This window comes from Thiothrix sp. (genome assembly GCF_028714775.1).
GTDB lineage: Bacteria > Pseudomonadota > Gammaproteobacteria > Thiotrichales > Thiotrichaceae > Thiothrix.
This window is the reverse complement of the sequence record NZ_JAQTLS010000023.1, coordinates 1-13,284: the sequence shown is the minus strand read 5'-3', so window position 1 is coordinate 13,284 and position 13,284 is coordinate 1. Positions and strand designations below refer to the sequence as shown.

The 13,284-nt window shown below is 54.8% G+C and carries 21 protein-coding genes; all 21 read right to left on the bottom strand.

Features of this window, described 5'->3' with window-relative positions; genetic code table 11:
• Positions 1 to 5 precede the first annotated feature (5 nt).
• Complete coding sequence (locus PHE17_RS17695) at positions 6 to 611, bottom strand: TraE/TraK family type IV conjugative transfer system protein (protein ID WP_301017238.1); 606 nt, start codon at positions 609 to 611, stop codon at positions 6 to 8.
• 9 nt (positions 612 to 620) lie between these two features.
• On the bottom strand, positions 621 to 911 hold the full coding sequence (gene traL, locus PHE17_RS17690; RefSeq protein ID WP_301017237.1) for a type IV conjugative transfer system protein TraL: 291 nt from the start codon (positions 909 to 911) through the stop codon (positions 621 to 623).
• Between the two features lie 21 nt (positions 912 to 932).
• Positions 933 to 1,253, bottom strand: coding sequence for a hypothetical protein (locus PHE17_RS17685; RefSeq protein ID WP_301017236.1), 321 nt, complete (start codon positions 1,251 to 1,253; stop codon positions 933 to 935).
• A gap of 36 nt (positions 1,254 to 1,289) precedes the next feature.
• A complete protein-coding gene (locus PHE17_RS17680; RefSeq protein WP_301017235.1) occupies positions 1,290 to 1,667 on the bottom strand; it encodes a hypothetical protein in 378 nt (125 codons plus the stop codon).
• Between the two features lie 206 nt (positions 1,668 to 1,873).
• The gene (locus PHE17_RS17675) at positions 1,874 to 4,204 is read right to left on the bottom strand and encodes an SNF2-related protein (RefSeq protein ID WP_301017234.1); all 2,331 of its coding nucleotides are present in this window, start codon (positions 4,202 to 4,204) and stop codon (positions 1,874 to 1,876) included.
• Between the two features lie 347 nt (positions 4,205 to 4,551).
• The gene (locus PHE17_RS17670; RefSeq protein ID WP_301017233.1) at positions 4,552 to 5,094 is read right to left on the bottom strand and encodes a hypothetical protein; all 543 of its coding nucleotides are present in this window, start codon (positions 5,092 to 5,094) and stop codon (positions 4,552 to 4,554) included.
• 82 nt (positions 5,095 to 5,176) lie between these two features.
• Positions 5,177 to 5,560, bottom strand: coding sequence for a hypothetical protein (locus tag PHE17_RS17665; RefSeq protein ID WP_301017232.1), 384 nt, complete (start codon positions 5,558 to 5,560; stop codon positions 5,177 to 5,179).
• Entirely contained in the window at positions 5,560 to 5,892 is a 333-nt protein-coding gene (locus PHE17_RS17660) for a hypothetical protein (RefSeq protein ID WP_301017231.1), read from the bottom strand. Before PHE17_RS17660 ends, PHE17_RS17665 begins: the two co-directional genes overlap by 1 nt.
• A 156-nt stretch (positions 5,893 to 6,048) precedes the next feature.
• Positions 6,049 to 6,258, bottom strand: a complete 210-nt coding sequence (locus PHE17_RS17655) for a hypothetical protein (protein WP_301017230.1) — start codon at positions 6,256 to 6,258, stop codon at positions 6,049 to 6,051.
• Positions 6,259 to 6,281: 23 nt separating this feature from the next.
• A complete protein-coding gene (locus PHE17_RS17650) occupies positions 6,282 to 6,698 on the bottom strand; it encodes a hypothetical protein (RefSeq protein ID WP_301017229.1) in 417 nt (138 codons plus the stop codon).
• The gene (locus PHE17_RS17645) at positions 6,695 to 6,988 is read right to left on the bottom strand and encodes a hypothetical protein (protein WP_301017228.1); all 294 of its coding nucleotides are present in this window, start codon (positions 6,986 to 6,988) and stop codon (positions 6,695 to 6,697) included. The genes PHE17_RS17650 and PHE17_RS17645 overlap by 4 nt, the downstream gene beginning before the upstream one ends.
• Positions 6,985 to 7,365 (bottom strand): hypothetical protein, encoded by a 381-nt coding sequence (locus PHE17_RS17640; RefSeq protein ID WP_301017227.1) that lies wholly within the window; start codon positions 7,363 to 7,365, stop codon positions 6,985 to 6,987. The genes PHE17_RS17645 and PHE17_RS17640 overlap by 4 nt, the downstream gene beginning before the upstream one ends.
• 87 nt (positions 7,366 to 7,452) lie before the next feature.
• Positions 7,453 to 8,586, bottom strand: coding sequence for a DUF6094 domain-containing protein (locus PHE17_RS17635; protein ID WP_301017226.1), 1,134 nt, complete (start codon positions 8,584 to 8,586; stop codon positions 7,453 to 7,455).
• Positions 8,587 to 8,683: 97 nt separating this feature from the next.
• Complete coding sequence (locus PHE17_RS17630) at positions 8,684 to 8,923, bottom strand: hypothetical protein (protein WP_301017225.1); 240 nt, start codon at positions 8,921 to 8,923, stop codon at positions 8,684 to 8,686.
• Positions 8,924 to 9,262: 339 nt separating this feature from the next.
• Positions 9,263 to 9,496, bottom strand: coding sequence for a hypothetical protein (locus PHE17_RS17625; protein WP_301017224.1), 234 nt, complete (start codon positions 9,494 to 9,496; stop codon positions 9,263 to 9,265).
• Complete coding sequence (locus tag PHE17_RS17620) at positions 9,493 to 9,825, bottom strand: hypothetical protein (RefSeq protein WP_301017223.1); 333 nt, start codon at positions 9,823 to 9,825, stop codon at positions 9,493 to 9,495. The genes PHE17_RS17625 and PHE17_RS17620 overlap by 4 nt, the downstream gene beginning before the upstream one ends.
• Before the next feature lie 115 nt (positions 9,826 to 9,940).
• Positions 9,941 to 11,122 (bottom strand): DUF6573 family protein, encoded by a 1,182-nt coding sequence (locus tag PHE17_RS17615; protein WP_301017222.1) that lies wholly within the window; start codon positions 11,120 to 11,122, stop codon positions 9,941 to 9,943.
• Between the two features lie 79 nt (positions 11,123 to 11,201).
• A complete protein-coding gene (locus PHE17_RS17610; protein ID WP_301017221.1) occupies positions 11,202 to 11,420 on the bottom strand; it encodes a hypothetical protein in 219 nt (72 codons plus the stop codon).
• Positions 11,417 to 11,590 carry a hypothetical protein gene (locus tag PHE17_RS17605; RefSeq protein ID WP_301017220.1) on the bottom strand — a complete coding sequence of 58 codons (174 nt, stop codon included), beginning with the start codon at positions 11,588 to 11,590 and terminating at the stop codon, positions 11,417 to 11,419. Before PHE17_RS17605 ends, PHE17_RS17610 begins: the two co-directional genes overlap by 4 nt.
• A gap of 82 nt (positions 11,591 to 11,672) precedes the next feature.
• Positions 11,673 to 12,491, bottom strand: coding sequence for a DUF3275 family protein (locus PHE17_RS17600; protein WP_301017219.1), 819 nt, complete (start codon positions 12,489 to 12,491; stop codon positions 11,673 to 11,675).
• A gap of 474 nt (positions 12,492 to 12,965) precedes the next feature.
• On the bottom strand, positions 12,966 to 13,284 hold a 319-nt coding region (locus PHE17_RS17595; RefSeq protein ID WP_301017218.1), incomplete at its 5' end, for a hypothetical protein.

Genomic DNA, 13,284 nt, shown 5'->3' with positions numbered 1-13,284 from the left:
TTACGTTATTGCGGTTGCGGTGCGGTCGGCGTTGCCACAGCAGGTGGCTTGCCGTCCACGATGGGGATTTCTTGGAAGGCAATCACCAGCGGCTGTTGTGCCCCCATCTCCATGTCAATCCGGTATTTGCGCTGCTTTTGTTCGGTGATGTTCTTGCCAACAAACACCGTCTGGATGCCCACGAACGTGACTGCCAGCCCGCGTATGTCCACCGATTGCGGGTAAAACACCGAGGATAATTGGTTGCGCACAACCTTGCCCACGTCATCGGTAAATTTGCCGGACAACTCGCCAAACACTGTCGGTGAGGCGAACTTCAGGAATTGGCTTGTCTGGTACTGGATGTTTTCAGGGCTGTAGTTGAGCATTAAAGTGGCGTAGTACATGCCCATCTGCTCCAGATACTCTGGGCTTGCGGTGTCACCTGACACCCAGAAGGAGCGCTTGAAATCCGGCGGCACAACAATGGTCTTTTGTGCTTGCCCGGTGGCTGACATCAACATTACCAGCAGCAGGACATTGGAGAGCAGCAGCCCCGCTGCGAGCAGTTTTAATGCCCCCTTTTGGTAGCCGGTGTCCGCCAGTTTTGATAAATATTGGCTGCGCCTCATGATGCCCCCCTAGCCGATGAATTCGCGTTGCCACGAGGCCGCACGGCTTTTTAGCCACCAATCCGATGGCGTGTACCAATACAAAAAGCGCACCATCATCCCTTTCCCGCCATCGTGCTTGAGGCGTGAGAATGCCCGCGCAATGCCGACGCCAAGGATCAGGCCGGGGATAATCAGGCCGAACAGCCCACCCAAGAGGATGAAGGCAATGGCAATCACCGCCACATCCGCATCCCAAAAGAACAACTGCGGCATGTCATCCAAGCGGCGTGGGATCAAATACTTTTCTTGCCCGTCCATGATTACCCCGGAACTGGTGGTTTAGAGGGTTGCCGAGGCAAAGATTGCGTTAATGATGGTCGGGCCAATCGAGCCGAAGATCGCCAACACCACGCCCAAGATGGCAATGGTGGCCTTGCCCGTACCTGCTGCCACGCCAAGCATGATCAGCCCGCCCGTGATCGCAAGGCCGCGCCCCAAGTAACCTGTAGCCGCGCCGTAAACGAAGTCGTAAAACGCCTTAAACTCCGTGCCACTTGTCCCGGCATAGGCCAGCACGGGCAGGCATAGCGCCATCAGCAGCAGCGCCCGCTGTTGGGTGCGCGTCAGGTGGAAGGGGGGAAGTTGCAATGTTGTACCCATAAGGGTTGTCTCCTGTTGTTAAAAAAATCGGCCGTTTTATTGTTGGTTTTCTGCCGCCATGCTGTCCCAGATGGGCAATTCGGTGAGGGTATTGTCCCCAACAGCATCCGGCATCGGCGGGGGCAGGGTATCCGCAGGCACGCCCACGGGGGCTGCCCCGGCAAACACGTACACTGCCGACCTTTCTGCGTAACCAGCGGGGCGTTGGAGGACTGCTGGGAAGGCAAACACGGGGACAGGTGGCCTTTTTGCCGGGGGTTTGGCGGGGAATGTGGGCCGTTTCCACGGGAGGGAAGTGCCGTCTGCACGGCATCCTGCACCCGCAAGGAATGGGTTGGGGCTAACGCTGCAAGCTGCCAGCGCTGTTGCCAAAACTGCCATCAGCACCCATGTGCTTTTGTTGGGATACCTCACCACTGCTTCGCCTATGTCCTTGTTTAAAAAGCCCGGCAATTGTCACAAGCACCCAAACGGCAAGCAATTTTTCATCCCCAGCACAAAATTCATGCCGTGGGCGAAAACTTGACAATAGAATTTACTTATGATTTTGGCGGATGGCTGTCGGCAGGCAAAAAAAACCCCGCACAAGGCGGGGTCGGCTGTTAAGGGGCAGGTAAAGGCTACTTGCCCAACATCCGCTTGGCGAGCGCCACCTCTACGGAATCACCGTTGGGGTTGAGCACATCCAAGCCAGTGTCGGGCATGTCGCCACTGGTGCTTTGGCTGACCGCGATCTTTTCCGCCATCAGCGCCAAGCACGCGGTTTGTGCGGTGTTTTCATAACCGAGGAAGTACACAGCAACTGGCAACCGCTGCCCAATCCGCCAAGAACGGCGGGCAGCTTGCTGGAGCGTATAGACGCTATAGCCGGTTTGCATGAACACGATGGTTGGGAACTCCAACAAATCGAGGCCAGTTTTCACCAGTTCCGGGTTGCACACCAGAACGTCGATACCACGGTCAACGCGGTCGAGTATCCAGTCTTCCCTTTGTTCAGTGGAAACGCTGGAGCGCAGCACATCGGTTTTCAGGCCAGCAGTACCCAACAGCGTTTTGAGGCGCTGGGAGGTGTCCTGTTTGCCGGTGTAGGTGGTGTACACCAACACGCGGCGTCCTTTGGCCTTTTCAGCCTTGCAGATGTCCAGCAGCTTCTGTTCCTTCGGCGTCCAACGGGCTAGGCTATCCACTTGGACAGTGCCGCCCGGCAGGATGCTTTCAGTTTCACCAAACAGCGCAGGCGCTCCTGCCAAGATGTCCCCAGTGCGCGGGTGGCGCACGGTTTCATCACGGAAGCAGGTTTCAGGCCAACGCAGCAGCGCATTCAGCACCACACCCAGCAGGGTAGTGTCGCCTTTTGCCAATGCCCTACGCATTTCATACGTCAGGTCTGCTGACAGGCTTTCATACGCATCCCGCTGCCCGTCCTCCATCCCCACTTCAACATAATGCTCATCGTAACTGGGCAATACGTTCCCACCGATGTCCTTGAGTTTCAAAAACACCGTGTAAGGCAGGATGAAACGGCAAATGCCAGTCGGGCCGAAGCCCGGTGCTTTGGAGGTGCGCTGCGAGTCCTTTTCCCCGCGTGAGGTTTTATGGCTCCCGCCCGTTGTGCTTTTGAACACGTCTTTGAGGATGCCGTGGTCACGCATGAATGCCATCACCGCACCACCCAAAGAGCGGTTGCGGTATTTGTATCCATCTTCGATCATACGGCGTGGGTTGGCACGGAACAGCAAGTGGAACAGGTCATCCGCATAACCGCCCATCAGTGTGCCAGTCAGAAGAAGCACCTTGCGGGCTTTTGCTGCCAACACTCCAAAGGCTTGGCCTTGTGCGGAATCGCCGTTCTTGAACTCATGCGCCTCATCAGTCACCAGCAAGCTGAAATAACCATCGGGCAATTGCCGTTTGATAAATTCGGTTGGCTGGTAGCCGCCTTGCCCAAACGAAATCTCGGTTTTACCCAAGGCCCGTTCAATGCGGTCGGCTTGGCGGTCGTTGAACACCATATTGCCTTCATCATCCATCAAGTTGACGAACTCATGGATGTTGTCAGCCAACATATTGCCCAACATCTCCTCACCAAACATGGCAATCAGGCGTTCTGCCGTCTTGTCACCAATGGTGGGGAGTTGCTTTAACCCGTCCAAGACCAGCTTGCGCTTGCCTCTCAGGGGTTCCTTGCGGATCAGTGTCCACAGTTGCTCACCGCAGGTATGTTCCACGCCGTCATCATCAACGTGCTTGTGGTTGCAGGCCAGACGTTTGTCAGGCAAACCCCGTTCAGTACGGTAAACTTGGCCTTCTGCATCACGGTAAACCGTGCCGCATTTGGGGCAAGCCAACAACTTATGGGCGAAAAACTCACCCGTGTCAGGGTTACGCCCGCTGACCAGCTTGTGGGCAAAAGCGTGCTTCCATTCATAGCCCATGCGCATCCGCACACGTCCCATGACGAAGTACTCAGGCGCATTGTTGTTGCCCCCGGTTTTCACCATTTCACGCAATTGCAGCAGACGCGCCAAAGTGTCCACACCGTTCAATACCCAGACGCGGGCATTGGGGACAGTATCCTTGATCTCACGCCGCCACTTGTAAACCAAGTGGGGAGGGCAGATGACCAAGGTGCGTGGGTAGCCTTCAGCTTGCAGTACCGCAGATGCACAAATGGCCATCATGGTTTTGCCAGTCCCCATTTCTGCGTTGATGATCCCGGCTTTTTCACCTTGATCCACCAATAATGCAGCCATGGCATGGACAGCCTCACGTTGCGCCGCAAACGGCTTTCGCAACAGCCCATCCATCACCGCATCGCGGGCCGGGCGGGCATCTTCCGGGTGGAAGATGGGCGGGTTTTGTTGGTCTACGGCATCACGCAAGGCAGTGCCGAAGTCTTTTACGAAGTCTGCCAAGGAAATGGCAGGGGTGGTGTTGGCGATAGTAGTCATGGTGTTTCTCCTTGAATTGAAAATTGGGGAGAAACATCCCCCAGCGGGTTGTTTGCCCCCGCGTGGGTTAAAAATAAAAAAGCAGTAAAAAGCCCGGCAAGGGGCGGATGAAGTTAAAGGAAGGCCACCAACATACCCGAAGGTATGCCGCCCAGTGCTAGTGGCACGTCAGGGCTTTATAGGGTTTGCTGCAAAACCGTAAGGATTGGCAGCTAGGGCGCGTTCAAGGTGGAACGCCACACATAGGAAACCTTGCCGCCCGGCACTGGTGCTGACCAGTCAACGGCTGGCAAGGCCACCACACCCGCAGGTGTGGTAATGCCCCAAGTTAACGTTAGTGGGTAATGTTAGTTGCGCGATTGGCGCAAGAGTCCCTTGCGCATGGCGATAACCCCACGTATTTCACGGAGCCGCGCAATGCTTTCCCGGACACATTCACGGTTATGCTGGGCATCACCGTTGTGGCGCTGCCCAAACCAGTCATGGACTTCCCGTAAGGCATTGACGCCTTCACGCAGCAGGGTTTTCCACCAGTTACGGACGCTAAGCCGCCACGGGTGGTTGATGGCAGGTGCCAACGCCAATAACCGCAGCGGGCAATCTGCCGCGTAATGGACATCTTTGGCATAGCTCAATTCCGCTTCACCCTTCCGGTCTAGCCCAAGCCAGTGCCGGTTTGGGTCAAAGAAGACAAGTTCCTGAACCATCAGGGCAGGGATGCCACCCACGCGGTGGACGTACCACAACCGGCAATCATCAGGCTTCCCATCACCCGTTACCTCATAATCCACCACATCAAACAGTTGCAGGTGGAGTTCCAAGTAGCCATGTAATGCTGCACAACGGCTGGCATCCATCGGGATGCCTAAATTCAAGTCGATAGGTTTCATGCTGTTTCTCCAAAGTAAAGTGCGCCGGAGAAACAGCCACCCCGCAGGGAGTGGTTGCTCCCCGGCAGGGTTGGTTAATGGGTTAATCCCAACTTTTGGGTTGGTTGTCGATGTGTGGGTAACGCCGTTTCAGTTTTGGGTTGCGCAATAAGTTGCGGCAACCCGGATGGCGCACCCGGTCACGGTAATAGGCGTTGATATGGCGTGCATCCGCCTGCATGTCGTGGCAAGCCTGTCCGCCCCGCTGGGAGAGGGCAGGCAACCCACGGCTACACTTAGTTTGTAACCCCCTATGCCAGATATTCCGCAGGAAATACTCCCCAGTGATAGGAAAATCACCGGGGACATTGATACGGATGGAGGGGTTTTGTTTGCTGGCTGCAAGCACATCCAGCAAGGCACGGATGGATTGGACGCGGTACCTTTTCATATCCAGCAAGGCAGGGATGGATTTGACGGTTGCCATCACACATCCCCCGCCGCATTTGCCCTTTCCGCATTGCGCAGCAACACGAAAGCAATGGCTCTCCGGCAAATCTCCTCACCCGCGTTTTCGACAAAGTGTCGGGCAGCTTCGTCACTATCAAAGCGTTTGGATTCATCATAACGCTGGATTTCTAGCTTCCCACCAACCTCGACGATTGCCCAGCCTTGGCTTAACGCTTTTTCCTGACTGGCACCTGACCAAAAGACCGTATCCAGTGGGATTGCGTCATAGAAAAAGTGGGATACCTCAACAATGATGGATCGTCCGCCATCCACTTCAATGATTTGCCCAACGTTGTATTCGCCTGTCATGTGTTTCTCCTTGAATTGATAGTTGGGGAGAAACATCCCCCAGCGGGTTGTTTGTCCCCGCGTGGGTTAAAAATAAAAAAGGCAGTAAAAGCCCGGTAAGGGGCGGGTGAAGTTAAAGGAAGGCCACCACACCCGAAGGTGTGGTAATGCCCAATGTTAAGCGGGGGATTTGAAGAACAGCCCACAGTTTGGGCAATCATAAAACCCTTCCCAATCTGGCAGGCCAGTAACCACGGCCCCGCAACCCATCATTTCTGGGGCATCAGTTGGGCAGATAACAGCTTTGCCTGTGCCAAGCTGGCTTGGCGTTATGCGTGTGATGGGTTCCCCATCAGCCACTACATCAATCGGGATGTCCGTAACCATGATCAAATTTCTCCAAAGTAAAATTAAGCGGTCAGGCAATCACCCAACTGCCCAATGTCCAACGTGTATAAATGGCCTGCGTATTGCCCCTGTAAAGGGTAAAGGCTAGTGATTTCAACCAAAGGGACTTCATCAAGCCCATTGACTTCATACCAATGCCCGACACGGGCATCACCAACCGGGAACAGTTCGCTGAAAATAGCCAACCCCTTCCTTATAGGCTGGTGGTATGTAGGCCACTGGTCATAAAGGAAGACCGCAGAAAAAAGCCCGTCCGTGACTTCAAACAGCCATTGGTTCCAACGTTGTTTAAGCACAGTTTGCCCCCTCAATTTACGGACACGTAAACCGCTTTCACGGTGTACCGCCCACTCATGGTCGGCCACTACGATGGTTTCATCCAGCGCAGTGGGTTCAGCATTCCAAGGTTCAGGTTTCATGCAACATCCCCTTGCTGGCGCTTTTCCCGGTAAAACGGGTCACAGCGGGCAAGCCCGGCCCGTGTCAGCGTGTAATACGCTTCCCCGTCGGTAACGGCATCGGTTTTATGTTCGACCAAGAATTGCAGGAGACGGTCGCTTTCCGCCCTTGAAAGGTTTGTGCCTTCAACGGTTTCTTGCCAAAAATCCCAGAAATCCTGCGGGTCAGCACTGGGGAGATGATCCATTGGGACTGCCTGAAACTGGTATGTGACACCTACGAATGTGGTGATGGTGATTGCCGCACTCATGCTTCACCCCCTTGAACCAGAAAATACTGGCTTTCGGTGATGGCACTGTCCGGCAACATCCGCCACAAGGTATCCAGATAGGACACGATGAAATCATCGCGGCCTATCAGGGAGTTGGCATCCCAATCCTCCAATATCTCCATATTGCATTGGAAGACGTGCGATCCGAAGACCAACACTGCCCTACCAACATCAACGATGGATGTGCCACTCAAGTCACATTTGCCAACTGCCTCAGTTGTCCAAAGCGGCTGGTCGGGTTGGTAATTGAGTAAGCCACCCAACACAGTGTTGGTGGATACCCCATCCCTGTTAAAGACAAACAGGCGTTTAAAGTTGCCATCTTGGGCAACGGCTGCCCGGTATTGGTGATTCATGATGTTTCTCCAAAAGTAAAAGCACACCGGAGAAACACCACCCGCAGGGAGTGATGCTCCCCAGCAGGGTTGGCCGAACGTTAAAAATCACCGGATCATCAGCATGTCCCCGTAGGTAGGGCTGTTGGGGGTGAAGTCGAGGGCGCGGATCACCGGCACGAACACGTCAGTGTCGATGCGTTCTTCCGTTTGTGAGCCATCAAGGTTTTCATGGATGCGGGTTTCAGTGCGTTTTTCTTTGTGCGTGCTGCCCTTGATCAGGTACACACGCCCATCGTCGGAACGCACCACACCACCCACTTGCCCTGCGGCAAGTGCCAATGCCGTGTGCCACCCCGTCATCTGGCGCAGTGGTCGGCGGTTGGCTTGGGCAGCAGCCTGCTGGAACAACCCGGTAAACTGCTGTTCCAGCGCACCTTGGTGCTTGGCAAGCTCCTGTTGCAGTTGCGCCGCATCCAAGGATGCCGCAGCAAACTTGAATGGGCGGCGGGTCTCAGGCACGGCAGGGACGGTATAAGGCTGGAAAAACCACGTTTCAGGCAGTTCGTCTGGCACAACATCACCCACCCCAATAGCCAGCAGGTGCTGGCGCAAAGCGGTGTCAATATTGCCATTACTGCGCTGCTTGATGCCAAACAGCACGGTTTGCTTGAACTTGTTGGTGGCAGCGCAGAATACCTTCACTTCCCGGAAATGGGTGGCAACCCAAGCCGACAATTGCTTGTCGTAACTGGTTGAGGGCAGGATCAGCACCATCACACCACCAACCTGTAACAGGCCGTGGGTGCGTTGGTAAAAGTGCTTTTCCAAGCGCGGGCGGCTGTCCTTGAACAGGCCGTTTGCGCCATTGCCTTCATCGTCTTTCACCATATCCCCGTAAGGCGGGTTCAGCCACAGTAGGCCAAATGAACCGGGGGACACAACGCAGCCATTGAAATCACCGTGGATACAGTGGTCCAGCACGGTTTTGGCGTGCCAAGCGCGTTCAGCGTCGTATTCAATGCCGAAGGCAACGGTACTGCCTTTGCCCAATGCGTGTTTGCATTCAGCCAGGGCCACACCTTCACCCGCGCACGGGTCAAGGATGCGAAGTTGGCCTGCCCCATCCTCTGCCGCAACAAGTGCGGACAAGGTACGGGCAATGGTCACATCATCAGTGGGGTAGTAACCGTTCTTGATAAAGTTTTGCGCAAGGCGCGGGAACATAAGTGCTTTAGCCATGATAGTTTCTCCTAAGAATTGACATTCGGGGGAGAAACATCCCCTGTTGGGAGTGCTTCTCCCAGAGGGTTAAAAATGAAAGGTCGCGGCGGGATGGTCAGGCTTGCGTTTCCGCTTGCACTTGTACCTCCAGAGCCTTCACATAAAAGGACGGGTCATCCCCAGCAGCGGGGACTACCCACCAACCGGCATCTTCCGGTTGGTCTGCCGCAAAAGCGTTCAGGACAACCTTGGATATGCCATGCCTGCGCAACACTGCCAGCGCAGCAGCGATTGCTTGCCGTGCCTCAGGGATGCTGCCAGTAATAGGCCCGCCGTTTTTCTTGGTGCGTTCCATACGTTTCCCCTTAAAGGATATTTGGGGAGAAACATCCCCCAGCGGGTTGTTTGCCCCGCGTGGGTTAAAAATTAAGAAAGGCAGTAAAAGCCCGGTAAGGGGCGGATGAAGTTAAAGGGAGGCCACCAATATACCCGAAGGTATGCCGCCCTGTGCTAGTGGCACGTCAGGGCTTTATAGGGTTTGCTGCAAAACCGTAAGGTTTGGCAGCTAGGGCGTGTTCAGGGTGGAACACTACACATAGGAAACCTTGCCGCCCGGCACTGGTGCTGACCAGTCAACGGCTGGCAAGGCCACCACACCCACAAGGTGTGGTAATGCCCAAAGTTAAAGCCGCCTTCAAACCCGCTGCCATTTGCCATGCTGGACAATCCCATCCGGCAAATAGGTCACAGCCCGCACTATCCCGTGCAGTTGTGCAGCACGGAAAATGGCAAGCCGCTTTTGGCGGTGTAACGTTACATTTGCCCCAGTTCCTGTGGCAGACTCCCAGCGGCAGTGACCGTTGGGCTGTACTACAGGCTTGGTTTTTGGCTTGTGTTTTGGATGTACAGTGATGCCATTGAGTTTCATGCTGACACCCCCTCATCCAATGCGCACTTGAGGACATCCCAATTGATGCCGATCTCGGCATTATGGGTACGGTCAATCAGGGCAAACAGTTTGCGGGCATGGTCGCGGTCAATGGGACATTCTTCCCCGCGATCCTCCAAAACAGAATCAAAGTCCTCGGTGTACCAGTAGGATGTGACCATCGGCTCATCCACGCCGTTGTTGGCGACCAAATGCACGAGGCGGTTGAGGTAGTGGGCGGCATTACCCGGCATATCCGTTTCAGGGATTTCAGCCAAAGTAGCCATCATCGCCTCAAGTTGCTGGTTAAGCAGTTCAGTAGGCGTCATCGTGTTTCTCCAGAAAAATTAACGTAAAGGTATTACGCCGGACAAACACGTCCCCTACGGGAAAGCATTTCCCGGCAGGGTTAAGAAAAGAAGTTAGAAAATTAAACGGTCAGGCTCAGTCCTCATCGGGAAGCATGATGGTTATGACATGTTCGCCATTATCACCACCACCAGAATGCAATTTGAGGTTGATCTTGCGTGCATTGACACTGCGTCCGTCACGCGGGATGGCATACAGTTCATACAGCAATGTACCGCCTTGGTTTTTGGGTGCAATACTGATCCCGTACCTCGCCATGTAGAGGACATCCCACAACCGTCCGGCAGTGCTTTGCCCAAGGCGGCGTTGCACGGCAGCAACTTCGTCATTATCCCACTCGACAAAGCGATTCCAAACGGCGCGGGTTAATGCAACTGGCACACGAAAACCCGCTTCATGGGCTTCGCTGGTATCCGATACATCAACCAAATCACCGTCTTCAATCGCTTGCGCACGTGGGTAAGTGTGCATGACTTCTGCGTCATCCCAGAAACCATCACCCCCATCGCCACCTTGCGGTGGTTCTGACGGTACGGGTTCAGGTGGTGTGCGCCCGTAGTCGGGGTCAAGCGTGAGCTTGCCCATGTGGGCGCTGCCATCGGCACACAATGCGCCGGAACGGACATTGGCGCTGATAATGGCAGACATTTCGCTCCCCAATTTGGCGTAGAGTGCATTGCAGTTGAAACCAACCAAGGGTTTCATCCAGCCAAGCGGGGTTAACATCGCCATCACCACATCACGCCAAGTGTCCAGCAAGGGCACTTCACTGATGTTCCTGACCACGTTCCAAAGGTCGTAGTAGCACTGGTCTTGCCCACCCCCCATAAAAGGCAGGGCTGCTGTTTGGTTGGACTTGTCTGGCGTGGTCATGAGCGGGTGGTACAGCACCATCAGGGACAATTCCCCAAACAGGTCTGTTGGGATTTTTGAACCGTGGTACTGCATTTGCCCAAGCCACTCACGGCTGAACCAGCCGCTACCAACCTGCTTGCCACTACCAAGTTGCTTGCCATCTTGGCGGATCAGGAAAGAGCTGAGCTTACCGGCTGACATCCTGCCCCTCAGTTCCTGCAAGGCGGTGTCACGGCCTATTAGGGACAAGTAGAGGAACTGCCCGTCAGGGTTGGTTAGCGCCCCAGTACAAAAGATGTTGCTGGGGAAGTAGGCATCACTGCCCGGCCCGGCCTCAATGTTGGCGACAGAAAATAAAAGGTATTGGGTATCGGTAATGGTTGTGTTTGCAATGGCAGTCATGGTGTTTCTCCTATGGGACATTTAGGGAGAAACATCCCCTTGGGAGTTGTCTCCCAGCGGGTTAAAAAATAAAAAAGGCTTAATGATGGGGGACAACGATTTCCCCGTACAGGGCATCGCTGCCGTCATCCGGCATGGCACGTACAACCAATGTGCCGTCAGCATCCTTGCGGATGTAAACGACATCAGCGCCGACTTTGACCCATGCCAAATTGTCGAAACTGTCAGGGTCTTCAACCACAAGGATATGGTCATCAGCGCATTCGGAACCGGGGTCTTTGATGATGGAAGCCATCATTCACCCCCTTCCACTACCGTGGAATCCCATTCCCCGTAGGTCTTGGAAAGTTGCCCAGCATTTGCCATGTCGTCGGCCTTGTCTTTGGCCTCCTCTGGCGATCCTGCGTGGATTTCGATGGTGTACACCTCGGTGTAACGCACCTCTACGGTATAGGTCTTTTCTGTCATGGCATTTCTCCTCAATCGGTTTGATGGGGGAGGAAATACCGCCCCACAGGGGAGCGGCACTCCCCGGTAGGGTTGGTCAGGTTTACAGTTTTTCCCACACTTGGCGGGCAGCAATGAACTTGAAGCCCAAGGCTTTCAGGCGGTCGCACTGCGGACGCAGCTTGTTACGGCCTACCGTTGGGTCGAGTTTTACTTCGTCCCCAACGTTGGCTGCATGTACCTGCGCCCAAAGTTCAGCCCCAAACGTGTCCTTGTCCATTTGCTCCAAGCGGAACGCTTGCTCTTCCTCAACAGACATCACTTTTATGTTGTCCGCTGGGGCAGCATCAGGTTCTGGCTGGGCTTCTTCGGCGGCTGGGGCAGCAACTGGGTTGCCGTCCTTTACCTCAACGCCCACATAGCCTTCCCCACGGGTGGGGACAAGCCGATGGGTTTTTACTTCAAAGCCCATGCGCCGCGCCATCTCCTCTGTTGGCTCACCGTCATCATCAGATGCTGGGACAGCTTCCTGTTGGGTAGGCTGGCTTGCTGGGGCAGGTTCGGGCTGGGCTGCATGTGCAGCTTCCTCCTCCTCTGCCGGATCAACCTCTAACGGCTCCACCTCACCTGTTTCATCATCGAAACCGGCAAGGACAAAGCACGACAGGACAGCACGCATTTCAATGACAATCTTCCCGCCAGCCATGTAGTGGGAGGGGTAAATTTTGTCAATGCAGAATTGGCCTGTGTAAGTGCCCGCATCATATTGGTCTAATTCAGGGTTTTTAACCTCGAATTGCCCGATATGGGTGGATAACTTACCGACCTTGAATGACCCACCAGCACGTTTAGGGATGTCGCGGATCATTAGTGTGCCATTAACAACAACAGCTTCAGTAGATTGGTTCATAGATGGTTTCATGGTGTTTCCCCTTGGATTGAAAAGCATTGGAAATTTGGGGGGAAACATCCCCCAGCGGGTTGTTTGCCCCCGCGTGGGTTAAAAATAAGAAAGGCAGTAAAAGCCCGGTAAGGGGCGGATGAAGTTAAAGGAAGGCCACCAACATACCCGAAGGTATGCCGTCCTGTGCTAGTGGCACGTCAGGGCTTTATAGGGTTTGCCGCAAAACCGTAAGGCTTGGCAGCTAGGGCGTGTTCAGGGTGGAACACTACACATAGGAAACCTTGCCGCCCGGCACTGGCTAAGCAGTCACCGGCTGGCAAGGCCACCACACTGAAATGGTGTGGTAATGCCCAATGTTAGGTGCAAGTGGGCAAAGCCCACTTGGCAACCAACCGCGCCTACAGTACGGAGCAGTAGGCTGGTTGGGTCATTGCGATTGTAACACTGGCTGCGCAGCTTCGGCATTCGGCGGTATTCAGCGGTAAGTTAACATCAGGCCAACATACGTTGGCTTTCTGCTTTGCCGTTGACGCCGTGGTGCAGGCGCACGCGGGAACCCGCATCCAAGCCAGCTTGGACGCCATCGGCATCCAGATGGTTAGCCTTGCGCGGCTTGTGGCTTCCCAGTTTGCCGTACTTCTGCGCCATCCAATTTTTTATGTCTTGGTCTGGTGCAGGTGCGGCAAATTCACGGACAGCCACTGCCACATTGTGCAGCCAGCCTTCCACAAAGGAGGCCGTTGCCTTACGGGCATCCTCCCGCGCCCACTGGAAGCGGTGTCCATGAAGTTCAGCGTCCCACGCCGGGTCG